Source organism: Pseudomonas sp. ok272, from assembly GCF_900109995.1.
Lineage (GTDB): Bacteria > Pseudomonadota > Gammaproteobacteria > Pseudomonadales > Pseudomonadaceae > Aquipseudomonas.
Genome location: NZ_FOCB01000010.1, coordinates 24,538 through 40,235, shown reverse-complemented (window position 1 = coordinate 40,235; position 15,698 = coordinate 24,538). Strand labels below are relative to the sequence as shown.

The window sequence follows — 15,698 nt, the reverse complement described above, 5'->3', positions numbered from 1 at the left end:
CAGCTCTCCTCAGGCGTCGGCTTGGGCTTTGATCAGGCGGTCGTAGGCGTCCTGGTCGAGCAGGTCGCGCACGGCGCTCGCATCCGCGGGCATGAAGCGGAAGAACCAGCCCTCGCCCAGCGGGTCTTCGTTGACCAGTTCCGGGGATGTTTCCAGCGCCGGGTTGGTTTCGACCACTTCACCGGTCAATGGCATGTAGACGCCGCTGGCGGCCTTGACCGATTCGACGGTGGCGGCTTCGGCGCCTTGTTCGTAGGCCTGCAGTTCCGGCAGTTGCACATAGACCACGTCACCCAGGGCGTTCTGGGCGAAGGCGGTGATGCCGACGGTAACGCTGCCGTTAGCTTCGGTGCGCAGCCATTCGTGATCTTCGGTAAAACGCAACTCGCTCATGGAAACTCCTCAGGGCCAGACTTGTCTGGTGGACGCGATTGAATGCTCTTGCAGGGCAGAGCTGAATGGATTGCTACGTAGCAAGATCGCGGCCAATGTTATTAAGTCGTTACAAATCAATGGGTTGATGATTATTTCAGGTGGACGAAAAGTGAGGGCTGTAGCGAAATCGATACAGTTGCGGGTGGGGAAAAAAGTTAAGGCGGATCAAAGCCTTGCGCAGACGTGTCGGATTGAGTCTGTAGCGATATCGTTCCGCTGTAGCGCTTTCAGTACAGGTGCAGGTCGCATTTGGAATGATTTTGCCCCTCTGTGGGAGCGAGACCGGCTTGCCGGCGATGAGGTCAGCACATTCAACATCAATACTGGCCTGGTGCGGGTCGCGGGCCTTACACCTTCCCCGGTATCCCATATTTGCGCAGCCGGTGGGCGATGGCGGTGTGGGAGGTTTGCAGGCGGCTGGCCAGTTGGCGGGTCGAGGGGTAGTTGACGTAGAGCTTTTCCAGCAAGGTTTTCTCGAATGCGTCGACGGCTTGTTCGAGGCTGTCGACTTCGCTGTCGCTTTGGCGTGCGACCGAGGTGCCGGCGATGTCCAGGTCGCCGATGTCCACCAGGTTGCTTTCGCAGATGGCCGCGGCGCGGAAGATGACGTTCTGCAGTTGCCGCACGTTGCCCGGCCAGCGGTTGCCCAGCAGGGCCGGGTAGGTGCCGGGCGCCAGGCGGCAGACCGGGCGCTGGATCTGTGCGCAGGCTTGCTGCATGAAGTAGCGTGCCAGCAGCAGGATGTCCTGGCCGCGTTCGCGCAATGGCGGGACTTCGATGTTGAGGACGTTGAGGCGGTAGAACAGGTCTTCGCGGAAGGTACCTTCGTTGACCATTTTTTCCAGGTCGCGGTGGGTCGCGCTGAGGATGCGCACGTTGACCTTGACCTCGCGGTCACCGCCCACGCGGCGGAAGCTGCCATCGTTGAGGAAGCGCAGCAACTTGGCCTGCAGGTACGGCGACATCTCGCCGATTTCATCGAGAAACACCGTGCCCTGGTTGGCCAGTTCCATCAGCCCAGGCTTACCACCGCGTTGTGCGCCGGTGAACGCGCCGGGGGCGTAGCCGAACAGTTCGCTTTCGGCGAGGTTCTCCGGCAATGCCGCGCAGTTCAGCGCAAGGAACGGTGCGCTGTGGCGTGCACTGATGGCGTGGCAGGCGCGGGCCACCAGCTCTTTGCCGGTGCCGGTTTCGCCCTGGATCAACAGTGGCGCGTCGAGTGTCGCCACCCGTTGCGCCCGGGCCTTGAGGGTGCGGATGGCCGGCGACTCGCCCCGCAGCGCGTCGAAGCCTTCGGCGTGGTCGTGGTGCAACGCCGACAGCTGTTCGCCGATGCGATTGGGTTGGTACAGGGTCAGCAGGGCGCCGGCGTCGGTGATCGGGGTGGCATCCAGCAGCAAGGTCTGGCCGTTGACCGTGATTTCCCGCAGCGGCAGGCGCAAACCCTGTTCGAGCAAGGCGTCGAGCAACGCCGGGTCGGCAAACAGTTCGGCGATGTTTTCCCCGGCCGGCTCACGGCCGTACAGGGCGATCAGCGCCGGGTTGGCCAGCAGGATATTGCCGGCGCTGTCGAGCGCCAGCACCGGGTCAGTCATCGCGGCCAGCAGCGCATCGAGTTGCAGGTTCCGGCGCTGGCCGGGAAGGATGTCGACCACGGTCACCGCCTGCACGCCACGCACGCTGAACAGCGCATCACGCAGCTCATCGAGCACTTGCGGGCTCAAGGTCGGGGCGTCGATGTAGACGTTGGGCGGGACCATTTCCACCGCATCCAGGTTGAGATTACGCCCACCGAGCAAGGCCAGGACTTCCTGGGTAATGCCGACGCGGTCGATGAAGCTGACGTGGATACGCATGGGGCGGTTCAGTGGTCTGGGTAGCAGAGGGTGGCCAGTATGCCTTGGCGCGGGGGATTGGTGAAATCCAGCAGGGGATTTCACCAATCCCCTCGTGGGAGCGGGCTTGCTCGCGAAAGCGCACTGGCATCCGACATGGATCTAGTGCCTTCGCGAGCAGGCTCGCTCCCACGGGTGCAGTGTGTGCGGGGTCCGGGATTACTCGAACAACTCAGGGCTGACCGGGTCGCCGGACTTCATGTTCAATTGCACCCGGACATCCTCGAACATGGCGTCGTAGTGCTTGTGCACCGAGCCGATGCTGCTCATCGCCCGTGGGATGCCGTACTTCTCGGCAATGTCGGTCACGTTTTTCGCGAAGTTGTAGGCCTCTTCCTTGCGCAGGAAGAAGGGCTCGTTGACCTCCTTGCCCTGGATGGTGCCATGCATCGTGAACTGCATGCCCTTGCCTTCCTTGGGATCCTGGACCACTTCATAGTCGATGTGGATGTTGTAGCTGACATCGTGCTTGTCCAGCGCGTGGCGTTCGATGTGCAGGTGACCAGGCTCAAACGTGGCCATAGGCGTCTCCTCCTCAAGGCATGAAAGCGGGGGGCAGGCGCGTGTCCTGCCCCGGCGTTAATTATAGATAGGTGATGCCAGGCTTGGCGGTGCTGACACGGGTGCCGGCCTTGCCCTGGACAATCGCCTCGATGTCCGACAGTGAACCGATCACCGCGACTTTGCCAGTGTTACGGGCGAAGTCGCAGGCGGCCTGGACTTTCGGGCCCATGGAGCCAGCCGCGAAGCCCAGGCGTTCCAGTTCGTCCGGGTGGGCCTGGGCGATCGCTTTCTGGGTCGGCTTGCCGAAGTCGATGAAGGCCGCGCTGACGTCGGTGGCAATCACCAGCAGTTCAGCGTCGAGTTGTTCGGCCAGCAGTGCCGAGCACAGGTCCTTGTCGATCACCGCCTCGATGCCCCTGAGCTTGCGGTTCTCGTCGTACATGGTCGGAATGCCGCCGCCACCGGCGCAGATCACGATGCTGCCCTTGTCCAGCAGCCACTTGATCGGACGGATCTCGAAGATGCGCTTGGGTTTGGGGCTGGCCACCACGCGGCGGAACTTGTCGCCGTCCGGGGCGATGGCCCAGCCTTTTTCCTTCGCCAGCGCCTCGGCTTCAGCCTTGGAGTAGACCGGCCCGATGGGCTTGGTCGGGTTCTTGAACGCCGGGTCGTTGGCGTCGACTTCAACCTGGGTCAACAGGGTGGCGAACGGCACCTCGAAGTCCAGCAGGTTACCCAGCTCTTGTTCGATGATGTAGCCGATCATGCCTTCGGTCTCGGCACCGAGCACGTCCAGTGGGTAAGGGGATACGGCGGTGTAGGCGGCTGCCTGCAATGACAGCAGGCCGACTTGCGGGCCATTGCCGTGGGCGATCACCAACTGATTGCCGGGGTGGATCTTGGCGATCTGTTCAGTGGCGATTCGGATGTTGGCGCGTTGGTTTTCGGCGGTCATGGGTTCACCACGACGCAGGAGGGCGTTACCGCCCAGTGCAACGACGATACGCATAATTGCAGTCCTTCTAATAAGCAGAGTAGTGACCAGCGACTCGGTCTCCCTGTTGGAACCCGGTCAGTGTGGGAGCGAGCCTGCTCGCGAAAGCGGTGTACCTGTCGACATCCATAGTGAATGTCCGTCTGCATTCGCGAGCAGGCTCGCTCCCACAGGGGCGGTGTTCCCTGTGGGAGTCGGGCCCTTTACAGATCAGCCAGGGTCGATACCAGGATCGCCTTGATCGTGTGCATGCGGTTTTCCGCTTGCTCGAAGGCGATGCAGGCCGGCGACTCGAACACGTCATCGGTCACTTCGATGCCGTTGGCCAGGTGCGGGTACTGTTCGGCGATCTGTTTGCCGATCTTGGTGTCGCTGTTGTGGAAGGCTGGCAGGCAGTGCATGAACTTGGTGCGCGGGTTGCCCGTGGCTTTCATCAGCTCGGCGTTGACCTGGTACGGCAGCAGTTGCTGGATACGCTCGGCCCAGGCTTCAACCGGCTCGCCCATCGAGACCCAGACGTCGGTGTGGATAAAGTCGACGCCCTTGACCGCGGCTTTCGGGTCTTCGGTGAGGGTGATGCGTGCGCCACTTTCTTCTGCGTACTTCTTGCAGCGCCCCACCAGGTCGTCATGGGGCCACAGGGCTTTGGGCGCGCAGATACGCACGTCCATGCCCAGCTTGGAACCCACCAGCAGCAGCGAGTTGCCCATGTTGTTGCGGGCGTCGCCCAGGTAGGCGTAGCTGATCTCATGAATCGGCTTGTCAGCGTGCTCACGCATGGTCAGCACATCGGCGATCATTTGCGTCGGGTGGTATTCATCGGTCAGGCCGTTGAACACCGGCACGCCGGCGAACTTGGCCAGCTCTTCAACGATTTCCTGCTTGAAGCCACGGTATTCGATGGCGTCGTACATGCGCCCCAGGACGCGGGCGGTGTCCTTCATGCTTTCTTTGTGGCCGATCTGCGAGGAGTTCGGGTCGATGTAGGTCACGTTGGCGCCCTGGTCATAAGCGGCCACTTCGAACGCGCAGCGGGTGCGGGTCGACGTCTTCTCGAAGATCAGTGCGATGTTGTTGCCTTTGAGGTGCTGCTGCTCGGTACCGGTGTACTTGGCGCGCTTGAGGTCGCGGGACAGGTCGAGCAGATAACGCAACTCGCGAGGGGTGTGGTGTTCCAGGCTCAGCAGGTTGCGGTTATGAATGTTAAAAGCCATTTTGGATCTCCTTGGGTTTCGGTTATCCCCCTGGCCGCACCGGATAGGTGTCGGCCAGGGTTAAAGGTTAGTAGTCGATTGGGTCGCGGATGATTGGGCAGGTCATGCAGTGGCCGCCGCCACGGCCCCGGCCGAGTTCGCCGGCGCTGATGGTGATCACCTCGATCCCGGCCTTGCGCAGCAGGGTGTTGGTGTAGGTGTTGCGGTCGTAGCCGATGACCACGCCTGGCTCCACGGCCACCACGTTGTTGCCGTCGTCCCACTGTTCGCGTTCGGCGGCGAAGCTGTTGCCGCCGGTTTCCACCACGCGCAGGGCCTTGAGGTTCAGGGCCTTGGCCACGGTGTCGATGAAGCTGGCTTCTTCGCGGCGGATGTCGATGCCGCCCTGTTTGCTTTCATCCGGGCGCAGGGTGAAGGCGACGATCTGGTTCACCACTTCCGGGAAGATGGTCACCAGGTCGCGGTCGCAGAAGCTGAACACGGTGTCCAGGTGCATGGCGGCACGGGATTTCGGCAGGCCGGCGACGATTACTTTTTCGACCGCTTTGTTCTTGAACAGGTTGAGTGCCAGTTGGCCGATGGCCTGGCGGGACGAACGCTCGCCCATGCCGATCAGGACCACACCGTTGCCGATCGGCATTACGTCGCCGCCTTCAAGGGTGGAGCTGCCATGGTCTTTGTCCGGGTCGCCGTACCAGATCTCGAAGTCGGCATTGGTGAACTGCGGGTGGAACTTGTAGATGGCGGTGGTCAGCAGGGTTTCCTGACGTCGCGCTGGCCAGTACATCGGGTTCAGCGTCACGCCGCCATAGATCCAGCAGGTGGTGTCACGGGTGAACTGAGTGTTGGGCAGCGGTGGCAGGATGAAGCTGGTGTGCCCGAGGAAGTCGCGGAACATCTGAATGGTCTTGCCGCCGAAGCTGTCCGGCAGGTCGTCGGCGGAGACGCCGCCAATCAGGTACTCGGCGATCTGGCGTGGCTCCAGGCTGCGCAGCCAGGTTTTCACTTCATTGATCAGGCCCAGGCCCACCGAGTCCGCGGTGACCTTGCGCTCCAGGATCCAGTCCAGCGCTTCGGGCATGGCAACGATGTCGGTCAGCAGGTTATGCATCTCCAGGACATCGATGCCGCGCTCGCGCATCTTGGTCACGAAGTCGAAATGGTCGCGCTTGGCTTGGGCAACCCACAGCACATCATCGAAAAGCAGTTCGTCACAGTTGTTCGGGGTCAGCCGCTGATGGGCCAGGCCTGGGGAGCAAACCATGACTTTGCGCAGTTTGCCGGCTTCGGAATGTACGCCGTACTTAACTTTTTCCGTGGTCATTACAGTGATCCTCCAGATGACATAAAAAACTCAGGTGTTACAGGGTCAGGAAACCGTCGTAGAGGCCGTAGGCAGCCACCAGGGCACCCACAACCACTGCGGCAAAAAGCAGCTTCTCGACATTAGTGAAAATCGGTTTGCCCAACTCGCGCTTGGCCTTGGCGAACAGAATCACGCCAGGGGCATAGAGCAGGGCGGACAGCAGCAGGTACTTGGTGCCGCCGGCATACAGCAGCCAGATCGCGTAGATCAGGGCGATGGCGCCGATGATCAGGTCCTTCTTGCGTTCGGCCAGGGCGTTCTCGTAAGTCTCGCCGCGCACCGCCAGCAGCAGGGCGTAGGCCGCAGACCACAGGTACGGCACCAGGATCATCGAGGTGGCGAGGTAGATCAGCGACAGGTAGGTACTGGCGGAGAACAGGGTGATGATCAGGAACAACTGCACCATCGCGTTGGTCAGCCACAAGGCGTTGACCGGCACGTGGTTGGCGTTTTCCTTGCGCAGGAACTCCGGCATGGTGTGGTCTTTGGCGGCGGCGAACATGATCTCCGCACACAGCAATACCCACGACAGCAGTGCACCGAGCAAGGAAATGATCAAGCCGACGCTGATCAGCACCGCCCCCCAGTGACCGACCACGTGCTCCAGCACGGCAGCCATCGACGGGTTCTGCAGCTTGGCCAGTTCAGGCTGGGTCATGATGCCCAGGGACAAAACGTTCACCAGCACCAGGAACAGCAGCACGGTGATAAAGCCGATCACGGTGGCCTTGCCGACGTCCGAACGTTTCTCGGCGCGGGCGGAGAAAATACTCGCGCCTTCGATACCGATGAATACCCAGACGGTGACCAGCATCATGTTGCGCACCTGGTTCATCACACTGCCCAGGTCCGGGTTCTTGATGCCCCAGATGTCGGCGGTGAAGATGTCCAGTTTGAAGGCGAACAGCGCGATCAACACGAACAGCACCAGGGGAACGACCTTGGCGACGGTGGTCACCAGGTTGATGAAGGCTGCTTCCTTGATCCCGCGCAGTACCAGAAAATGCACGGCCCACAGCAGCACGGAGGCACCGATCACGGCCGCGACAGTGTTGCCTTCGCCGAAGATCGGGAAGAAATACCCCAAGGTGCTGAACAGCAGCACGAAGTAACCGACGTTGCCCAGCCAGGCGCTGATCCAGTAGCCCCAGGCCGAGGAAAAGCCCATGTAGTCGCCGAAACCGGCCTTGGCATAGGCGTAGACACCGCCATCGATATCAGGCTTTCGGTTGGCCAGGGTCTGGAACACAAAGGCCAGGGTCAGCATGCCCACGGCCGTGATGGCCCAGCCAATCAGTACGGCGCCAACGTCAGCACTGGCCGCCATGTTTTGCGGCAGGGAAAAGATCCCGCCACCAATCATTGAGCCGACTACCAGCGCGACTAAGGCACCTAGTCGTAGTTTTCCGGGTGATTCAGACATTGCATGACTCCAGTGCAGGAGAAGAGAGACCACAGCGTAAATCTGCGTGCGATTTAAATAGCTGACTTAGATCAGTGCATTGTCACATTCCATTGTTAATGAATGACTTAGGAAGACTTTCGATAGGCTTTCGGCTGGCCTGGAAGGCCCTTTCCAGAGGCCTTGGTGTGTCATATTTGGGAATTGATCGTAATGTTGCGAAGTTAGACGCTAGTTGGTTTTCCGGAATGTGCAAATTTTCGTCGTGATTTTTTCCAGGTAACAGGCCGGGGTCAAAATGTTACGAAAATGACACTTAGTGCCCGGCCTTCGATAGATGGAATAGTTATAAATATCGGCATCTTCATTGGCGTTACCTGATAAACGTAATTACGCTGTACGAATTTAGTGGATCAAACATTTGTTACGCTTTCACCAGCCGTAACGCACCGAATGAAGAGGTAGAAATGTCGCAACCGGCACAAAAACTCCGACTGGGGGCATTGATCGCCCTGGTCGTCGGCTCAATGATTGGTGGCGGGATCTTTTCCCTGCCGCAAAACATGGCCGCCCGGGCCGACGTCGGTGCGATCCTGATTGGCTGGTCCATCACGGCGGTGGGCATGCTGACCCTGGCCTTTGTGTTCCAGACCCTGGCCAATCGCAAGCCGGAACTCGACTCCGGGGTGTATGCCTACGCCAAGGCCGGTTTCGGCGACTACATGGGTTTCTCCTCGGCCTGGGGCTACTGGATCAGCGCCTGGCTGGGCAACGTCGGTTACTTCGTGCTGCTGTTCAGCACCCTGGGCTATTTCTTTCCCGTGTTTGGCCAGGGCAACACGCCCATCGCCATCGCGTGCGCGTCTGTGCTGCTGTGGGCGGTGCATTTTTTGGTGATGCGTGGGATCAAGGAGGCGGCGTTCATCAATCAACTGACCACCGTGGCCAAGATCGTGCCGCTGGTGATGTTCATCGTGATTGCGGCAGTGGGGTTCAAGGCCGATATCTTTACCGCCGACATCTGGGGCCTGAAGAACCCGGACCTGGGCAGCGTGATGAACCAGGTGCGCAACATGATGCTGGTCACCGTCTTCGTGTTCATTGGCATCGAAGGCGCCAGTGTGTACTCGGCCCGCGCCGAGAAGCGTTCGGACGTCGGCCGGGCCACGGTCATCGGTTTCATCGGGGTGCTGGCGTTGCTGGTCCTGGTCAACGTGCTGTCGCTGGGGATCATGAGTCAGCCGGAGCTGGCCCGGCTGCAAAACCCTTCGCTGGCGGCGGTGCTGGAGCATATCGTCGGGCCGTGGGGAGCGTTGCTGATCAGTATCGGCCTGGCGGTGTCGTTGCTGGGGGCGCTGTTGTCATGGGCGTTGCTGTGCGCCGAGATCCTGTTCGCCACGTCCAAGGACAAGATGATGCCGGCGTTCCTGAAGAAGGAAAACGCCAACCACGTGCCGGTCAACGCCCTGTGGCTGACCAATGTGATGATCCAGATCTTCCTGCTGATCACCCTGTTTTCCGCCGGCACCTACACCAGCCTGATTTACCTCGCGTCCTCGATGATCCTGGTGCCGTACCTGTGGTCGGCGGCGTATGCGGTGCTGTTGAGCGGGCGCGGCGAGACTTATGAGCACGCCAGCGCCGAGCGCACCAAGGACCTGATCATCGGCGCCGTTGCACTCAGCTATGCGGTCTGGTTGTTGTATGCCGGCGGGATGAAGTACCTGCTGCTCTCGGCCCTGCTCTATGCGCCGGGGGTGATCCTGTTCGCCAAGGCCAAGCGTGAACAGAACCTGCCGTTGTTTACCCACATTGAAAAAGGCATTTTTACCGGCGTGGTGATCGGCGCGGTGCTGGCCGCTTATGGGCTCTACAGCGGCCACCTGACGCTGTGAAGTTGCGGCTCGACTACCAAGGGTTCTATGACTGGCCGGCGATGTTGGGGTTCTTCTCGACACGGGCGATCACCGGGCTTGAGTGGGTGGCCGACGGTGTGTACTCGCGCAGCATCTGCCTAAATGGGGTGCAGGGTACATTTTCGGTAGCCCAGGCGAGGGGCGATGCCTTGGCGTTGACGCTGAATTTTCCTGAGCCGGCGGCCGTGCCCGAAATCGTGGCGCGGGTGCGGCGGATGTTCGACCTGGATGCGGATCTGCCCCGTGTCCATCTGAACCTGGCGGCGGATCCGCTGATGGCGTGGTTGATTGCCCGCCACCCTGGCGTGCGCGTCCCCGGGGCGTGGGACGGCTTGGAGTTGGCGATGCGTGCGGTGCTGGGGCAGCAGATCAGCGTGGTAGCGGCGATCAAGTTGGCCGGCAAGTTGGTGGCGCAGTATGGTGAACCCTTGGCGGTTGCGCAGCCTGCGTTGCCGCAACTGACCTATGTCTTTCCTGTGGTCAGTGTCCTGGCTCATGCCGATCTGGCGACCCTTGGCATGCCTCGTAGTCGTGGGCGGACGTTGTCGGGGGTGGCGCAAGCGTTGCTGGATGAGCCCCGGTTGTTCGAGCCGGCGCAGCATGTGCAGGCGCAGGTGACGCAGTTGTTGGCGTTATGGGGCATTGGCGAGTGGACGGCGCAGTACATTGCCTTGCGTCAGTTGCGCGACCCGGATGGGTTTCCCGTGGGGGATGTGGGCTTGCTCAACGCGCTGCTGGCGCTGGAGGGCACACCGCTCACGGCCCGGGCGTTGCAGGCCCGTGCCGAGCGCTGGCGACCGTACCGGGGGTATGCGGCGCAGCTGTTGTGGACGTCGTTGGGCCGGGCTGACTGATTGCCGCAGGCTGATGCTTTCGCGAGCAGGCTCGCTCCCACAAGGTCTATCAGCGACACAACACCAGTGCCTGGCCCTGGCCCCCTGTGGGAGTGAGACCGGCTTGCCGGCGAAGGTGTCCATACTGTCACCGCCACTGCGGGCGATGTGATCCCAGTTCTGTGGCCGGCAATGCCCACTGCAGTGGGCTGCCGCTAATCTTCAGCGGCACCTGTAGTCGATGCGCCGGTCCCCAGGCGGTTTGCTCCACCAGCAGGCCGTGATCGTCCGTGTCTTCGGCGCGTAGCGGCGCTTGAGTGCCGGGCCCATGCTCAATCAACAGTTTTGCGGTGCGCGCCAGCGATAGGCGGGCCGAACGGCCGTGTCCGGTTGCCAGGCGCTCGGTCAATGCCTTGATCGCACTGGCCGCCATCAAGTAACCGGTGGCGTGGTCCAGTGCCTGGACCGGCAGGGGGGTGGGGTTGTCGGCGTGTGTGTAGCGCATGCCGGCGTCGGCGATACCGCAACTCATCTGCACCAGGCTGTCGAAGCCCCGGCGGTTGCGCCAGGGGCCGTTCCAGCCATAGGCATTGAGGCTGACGTCAATCAGCCCAGGGGCCAGCGCCTGTCGTTCGTCGCTGCCGTAGCCAAGTTGGTCCAGGGCGTCGGCGCGGTAGCCGTGCAGCAGAATGTCGGCGTCCTTGAGCAGGCTTTCGAAGACCCGGCGCTCGTCGGGGTTGCGCAGGTCCAGGCAGGCGCAGCGTTTACCCAGGGTCACCTCCGGGATCACCCCCGGCTCGTTCCAGTGCGGCGGATCGATGCGCAACACATCCGCGCCGACGCCGGCAAGAAACCGACTGGCAATCGGCCCCGCCAGCACACGGGTCAGGTCCAGCACTTTGATCCCCGCCAGTGGCTGGGCAATCGAACCCTGCCAGGTGCCGGGGCGCTCGCCAGGGTGGGCCTGGACGTGAACCAGCGGTTCGGCGTTGACGGCCAGGCCTTGGGGGTGGGATTGCCAGGCTGGCCAGGTGCGCATTTGCGCAGCGCAACCGCCGGCGTCGACGACCGCGTGTTCCAACTCGCTTGCGGTCCATCGGCCGACCTTGGCCGCCATCGCGATGCGGTCAGTGCAGGCGCCGAGTACGGTTTCAGTCGCCGCGCGGTGGTGGGGCGCGTTGGTGTGCAGGCGGATCCAACCGTCTTTCGTCGCGTAGTCACCGGCAATCGGGTCCCATAACGGCGGTACGTTCCAGCCGATAGGGCGGATTGAACGGGCAAACCAGAACGAAGCGAGGCGCCGGTCCACTTCCAGGGCGGGCGAGCGGCCGGTGTGTTGGCGCAGCAGTTCACTGACCGCCTGACCCGCGGCGCCGATACTGGCGCAGGCCAGTTCGGTGACGGCAAACGCCGAGGGCAGGGCGCCTTCGCCGGTGCAGGGGATGGCGGTTGCTGGCAAGCCGAGCGCGGCTTGAATGGACGTGAGTAGATCCGTCATCGAAGGCCCTCCGGTAAGAGGGCCTGAGGATACAAGAGGTCGAGGCACTTACACCCGGAACTGATCCATCAATTTCATCTGCTGGCTGGCCAGTGAGTTGAGTTGGCTGCTGATCTGCGCCGATTCGGTGGCCTGTTCGGTCAGGGTTTCGGTGACGCTGCGGATCGCCGAGACATTGCGGTTGACCTCTTCGGCCACGGCGCTTTGTTGCTCGGCGGCGCTGGCGATTTGCAGGTTCATGTCGCTGATGACCGTGACCGCCTCGCTGATCTTGCCCAGAGCTTGCACGGCCTGCTGGATCTGTCCGGCGTTGTTGTGCGCCTGGGTCTGGCTCGAATGCATGGTGGCGACCACATCACGGGTGCCGGTCTGGATACGCTCGATCACCAGGCGGATTTCCTCCACCGAATCCTGGGTGCGCTTGGCCAGGTTGCGCACTTCATCGGCGACCACCGCGAAGCCGCGACCGCTCTCGCCAGCCCGGGCCGCCTCGATGGCGGCGTTGAGGGCCAGCAAGTTGGTTTGCTCGGCGATGCTACGGATCACTTCCAGTACCGAGCCGATCTGTTCACTGTTGACCGCCAAGGCTTCGACTTCGGTCACGGCCTTGCTGACTTCCTCGGCCAGTTGGCTGATGTCGCGGGTGCTGCGCTCGATGATCGACATGCCGTCACGGGCCGACTGGTCGGCACCTTTGGCGGCGCTGGCGGCATTCGAGGCGCTGTTGGCAACGTCATGGGCGGTGGCACTCATCTCGTTGGAGGCGGTGGCGACCTGATCGATTTCGCGGAACTGCACTTGCATGCCTTCGCTGGTCTGGCGAGCGATTTCCGAAGACTGGTCGGCGGTGCCGCGTGCCTCGATGATGCTCTGTTTGATCTGGGCAATGGTCGGTTGCAGCTTGTCGAGGAAGCGGTTGAACCAGCTCACCAACTCACCCAGTTCGTCCTTCTTGGTGTAGTTCAGGCGTTGGGTCAGGTCACCGTCACCGCTGGCAATCGCCTTGAGCATGGCGGCCACGCTGTTGATGGGGCGCGTCACGCCGGAGGCCGTCAGCCAGATCAGCAACAACCCGATCACGCCCGCCACGCTGGCGACCAGCAGGGTCTTGAGCGTGCCGCTGTTGCGCATGTCATCGAGTACCCCTTGCAGTTTCAGCGCATCGGCCAGCAGCACTTGCTGGGGCAGGTCGATCACCACGCCCCAGGGCTGGGTGTCGGGTATCGGGCTGACCGGGAACACGGCGCGGATCAGATCGCCCTGCTTGAGGATCTTCGGGGTATTGGCGCCGAGCAGTTGCAGCACGTCCTTGCCGTCATTGCCCAGGGTCTGGGTGATGTTCTTGCCCACTTGTTTGGCGTTGTTGCTGTAGGCCGCCATCACGCCGCTGCCGGAGACGATCAGCATGTTCCCGGCGCCGTTGAACAGTTCGCTCTGGGAGTCGAGGGCGGCGGCTTGCAGGGAGTCCAGCGCCAGGTCGACACCGACCACACCGATGGCCTTGCCCTCGACCAGCAACGGGACAGTGATGGTGGTCATCAGCATCTCCTTGCCGTCGGCGATGTCGGAGTACGGGTCGAGCAGGCAGGTGCGCTTGCTGTCGCGCGAGCAGGTGTACCAGACGTTATAGGCCTTGCCGCTGAGGTTCAGGGTGGTCTTGGTCATGTCCTCTTCGATCATCACGCTGTTGAGCCCGGGGCCGGTGGCGCGGCTCCAATAGCTGGCGAAGCGCCCGATTTCGTTGGACATCCGCGCTTCATCGTTGACGAACTCGCTGTCCTTGCCATCCAGGGCGTTGGGTTCGTAGGCCAGCCAGATGCCCAGCACCCCGCCATTGCGCTCGAAGGTGGTTTTCAGGCTCTGGTTGAGTTCTTCACGCAAGCTGCCGGCGTCCAGCGAGCGTGTGCCGGCCATGGTGCGCAGGTCGCTCAACTGGTCGGCCAGGGCGGTCACCAGCGCCAGGGTTTCACCGAAGGTCTTCTGCACCCGCACGGCCTGCTCGGCGGCCTTGGCCTGGAGCAGGTTCTCGACGCTGCGGGTGAGCATTTTGCTACTGGAGTCGCTGACCAGTTCGTCGTTTTGATTGGTCTGGTAGAGGTTCATGCCGACAATCAACCCGACCACACCCAGTAGGCACAGTCCGGACAACAGCACGATTTTGAGGCGGATGGAAAGAGAGTCGAGCATGGAGTGATCTCGCGAATGAATGACCGGTTGGCAATGGGTCTTGATCGACCTGCTCGTCAAGTCCATTCGGCGCCATGTCTGACACATCGGCTTACAGATGAGATGCATGAGGGAAAATCGATGTGCGGTCATCGATTTGTCGTGAATAGAGGATGTTTCGGCAGAATCAGTGGGTGTTTTCGCCGCTAAAGCTCATTTTTCGTTGAATAAATTTAACATTCTGCCTCAGGAAACCTGGGCCAGGGACTCCGGTCTCGACCAGATCCACAGGTTACCCAGGCCCATGCCGGCGATGGCCAGGTAGATCGGCCAGCCGTGGTCGAGCATCACCAGCATCAGGCCGGCGCACAGCAGCATGCTGGCGGTGGCGCTGACTTTCGCCCGGCGAGCGATGATCTTGCCGTTGCGCCAGTTGCTCAGGATCGGTCCGAACAGGCGATGGTTTTCCAGCCAGGCACTCAGGCGCGGCGAACTCTTGGTGGCAGCCCAGGCGGCCAGCAGGATGAACTCGGTGGTGGGCAGCCCTGGCACCACAATGGCGATCAGGCCTATGCCCAGGCTGACGTAGGCCAGCAGGCCGTAGAGTAGGCGGGCGATTTTCGAAGAGGCGGGGCGGGACATAGGTCTTGGCAAATGGCTGCGCGGTTGGGTGGGAGGAACCTGGCTTGCGTTGATCCTGTGGCAGCGAGCCTGCTCGCGAAGGCGGTCGTCGATCCAACATCATCATTGACTGACCGGTCGCTATCGCGAGCAGGCTCGCTCCCACAGGGGACTCAGGCCAGTTCTGGCGCGCTGGCGTAGGCCTGTTCCAGCAAGACGGTGAAGCGGTTGAAGGCGTCGATTGCGCCTTTGTCGGCAGCTGCTTCTTCCTCGGCCGTGAACGCCAGGCCATCGAGGGTCTTGACGAAGCGCTTCCAGCCTTCGGCTCGGCCGCCTTCAGGCTCGCCCAGGTGACGGGCACCGAAGGTGTCGCTCAGGCCCAAGCCAACAGCACGCTTGATCAGGAAAGCCGCACCGAGTTTCGAGCCTTCGGAAACGAACAGCCAGCCCAGGGCCTCGGCCTTGCTGGGGTGGTTCACCGCGCCTGCCACCGGGGCCGGGACTTCGGTGTCCAGGTCGCTCAGGTCGGCCTTGGCCGCTTCGGCACGGCAGCGTGCCGCCAGGTCCGGGACGATGGCGATCAGCGCTGGGTCGTTGTACAGCGACACCAGTTCCGATTGGAACAGGTACTGGGCCACCACAAAACGGGCGAAGCTGACTTGGGTCTCGAACGGCGAGTGAGCTTTGACCAAGGCGTCGAGCTTGGCGTGCGGCTCGTGGGTGATCTGGTTCAGGCGTTGTGAGCGCAGGCTCGGGCGTTGGGAGGTGTCGGCGGCGGTCATGAAAATGTCCTTGAGAATGAGAGGCGCTTGGTAACTAGACGAACAAGGAGACGCGGCACAGTAAAAAATCCT

12 protein-coding genes and 2 pseudogenes are annotated in these 15,698 nt (G+C 61.9%); 2 read left to right on the top strand and 12 right to left on the bottom strand.

Annotated elements, in window-relative coordinates; translation table 11 throughout:
• Positions 1–9: 9 nt before the first annotated feature.
• The 7 genes from gcvH to arcD (BMW74_RS15420) form a co-directional block, all read right to left on the bottom strand.
• On the bottom strand, positions 10–393 hold the full coding sequence (gene gcvH, locus BMW74_RS15455; RefSeq protein ID WP_093422599.1) for a glycine cleavage system protein GcvH: 384 nt from the start codon (positions 391–393) through the stop codon (positions 10–12).
• A 389-nt stretch (positions 394–782) separates the two neighbouring features.
• On the bottom strand, positions 783–2,291 hold the full coding sequence (locus BMW74_RS15450) for a sigma-54-dependent transcriptional regulator (protein WP_093422594.1): 1,509 nt from the start codon (positions 2,289–2,291) through the stop codon (positions 783–785).
• A 198-nt stretch (positions 2,292–2,489) separates the two neighbouring features.
• Positions 2,490–2,852, bottom strand: coding sequence for a DUF5064 family protein (locus BMW74_RS15445; RefSeq protein WP_093422589.1), 363 nt, complete (start codon positions 2,850–2,852; stop codon positions 2,490–2,492).
• Positions 2,853–2,913: 61 nt separating this feature from the next.
• A complete protein-coding gene (arcC, locus tag BMW74_RS15440) occupies positions 2,914–3,843 on the bottom strand; it encodes a carbamate kinase (protein WP_093422584.1) in 930 nt (309 codons plus the stop codon).
• Positions 3,844–4,031: 188 nt separating this feature from the next.
• Positions 4,032–5,042, bottom strand: coding sequence for an ornithine carbamoyltransferase (locus BMW74_RS15430; RefSeq protein WP_093422574.1), 1,011 nt, complete (start codon positions 5,040–5,042; stop codon positions 4,032–4,034).
• Positions 5,043–5,109: 67 nt separating this feature from the next.
• A complete protein-coding gene (arcA, locus tag BMW74_RS15425; RefSeq protein WP_093422569.1) occupies positions 5,110–6,366 on the bottom strand; it encodes an arginine deiminase in 1,257 nt (418 codons plus the stop codon).
• A gap of 37 nt (positions 6,367–6,403) precedes the next feature.
• Complete coding sequence (gene arcD, locus BMW74_RS15420; RefSeq protein ID WP_093422565.1) at positions 6,404–7,831, bottom strand: arginine-ornithine antiporter; 1,428 nt, start codon at positions 7,829–7,831, stop codon at positions 6,404–6,406.
• A 446-nt stretch (positions 7,832–8,277) separates the two neighbouring features.
• Between arcD (BMW74_RS15420) and arcD (BMW74_RS15415) the strand changes: the two genes are divergently transcribed.
• Positions 8,278–9,705 carry an arginine-ornithine antiporter gene (gene arcD / locus BMW74_RS15415; protein WP_093422562.1) on the top strand — a complete coding sequence of 476 codons (1,428 nt, stop codon included), beginning with the start codon at positions 8,278–8,280 and terminating at the stop codon, positions 9,703–9,705.
• Entirely contained in the window at positions 9,702–10,580 is an 879-nt protein-coding gene (locus tag BMW74_RS15410) for a DNA-3-methyladenine glycosylase family protein (RefSeq protein ID WP_093422558.1), read from the top strand. Before arcD (BMW74_RS15415) ends, BMW74_RS15410 begins: the two co-directional genes overlap by 4 nt.
• A gap of 127 nt (positions 10,581–10,707) precedes the next feature.
• Here BMW74_RS15410 and BMW74_RS15405 read toward each other — a convergent pair whose 3' ends face one another.
• From BMW74_RS15405 to BMW74_RS15390, 5 genes and pseudogenes are all read right to left on the bottom strand, one after another.
• Positions 10,708–12,057, bottom strand: a complete 1,350-nt coding sequence (locus BMW74_RS15405) for a CoA transferase (RefSeq protein ID WP_093422555.1) — start codon at positions 12,055–12,057, stop codon at positions 10,708–10,710.
• A 48-nt stretch (positions 12,058–12,105) separates the two neighbouring features.
• Positions 12,106–12,639: pseudogene (locus tag BMW74_RS25730) on the bottom strand (methyl-accepting chemotaxis protein); the annotation flags it as partial.
• A 372-nt stretch (positions 12,640–13,011) separates the two neighbouring features.
• Positions 13,012–13,971: pseudogene (locus tag BMW74_RS25725) on the bottom strand (chemotaxis protein); the annotation flags it as partial.
• A gap of 498 nt (positions 13,972–14,469) precedes the next feature.
• Positions 14,470–14,865, bottom strand: a complete 396-nt coding sequence (locus BMW74_RS15395; protein WP_093422552.1) for a YbaN family protein — start codon at positions 14,863–14,865, stop codon at positions 14,470–14,472.
• 152 nt (positions 14,866–15,017) lie between these two features.
• Positions 15,018–15,626, bottom strand: coding sequence for a biliverdin-producing heme oxygenase (locus tag BMW74_RS15390; RefSeq protein WP_093422547.1), 609 nt, complete (start codon positions 15,624–15,626; stop codon positions 15,018–15,020).
• Between the last annotated feature and the right edge of the window lie 72 nt (positions 15,627–15,698).

Excerpts from the sequence above, each read along its gene's own strand:
- gcvH (WP_093422599.1), bottom strand. The coding sequence starts at position 393 with ATGAGCGAGTTGCGTTTTACCGAAGATCACGAATGGCTGCGCACCGAA.
- BMW74_RS15450 (WP_093422594.1), bottom strand. The coding sequence starts at position 2,291 with ATGCGTATCCACGTCAGCTTCATCGACCGCGTCGGCATTACCCAGGAA.
- BMW74_RS15445 (WP_093422589.1), bottom strand. The coding sequence starts at position 2,852 with ATGGCCACGTTTGAGCCTGGTCACCTGCACATCGAACGCCACGCGCTG.
- arcC (WP_093422584.1), bottom strand. The coding sequence starts at position 3,843 with ATGCGTATCGTCGTTGCACTGGGCGGTAACGCCCTCCTGCGTCGTGGT.
- BMW74_RS15430 (WP_093422574.1), bottom strand. The coding sequence starts at position 5,042 with ATGGCTTTTAACATTCATAACCGCAACCTGCTGAGCCTGGAACACCAC.
- arcA (WP_093422569.1), bottom strand. The coding sequence starts at position 6,366 with ATGACCACGGAAAAAGTTAAGTACGGCGTACATTCCGAAGCCGGCAAA.
- arcD (WP_093422565.1), bottom strand. The coding sequence starts at position 7,831 with ATGTCTGAATCACCCGGAAAACTACGACTAGGTGCCTTAGTCGCGCTG.
- arcD (WP_093422562.1), top strand. The coding sequence starts at position 8,278 with ATGTCGCAACCGGCACAAAAACTCCGACTGGGGGCATTGATCGCCCTG.
- BMW74_RS15405 (WP_093422555.1), bottom strand. The coding sequence starts at position 12,057 with ATGACGGATCTACTCACGTCCATTCAAGCCGCGCTCGGCTTGCCAGCA.
- BMW74_RS15395 (WP_093422552.1), bottom strand. The coding sequence starts at position 14,865 with ATGTCCCGCCCCGCCTCTTCGAAAATCGCCCGCCTACTCTACGGCCTG.
- BMW74_RS15390 (WP_093422547.1), bottom strand. The coding sequence starts at position 15,626 with ATGACCGCCGCCGACACCTCCCAACGCCCGAGCCTGCGCTCACAACGC.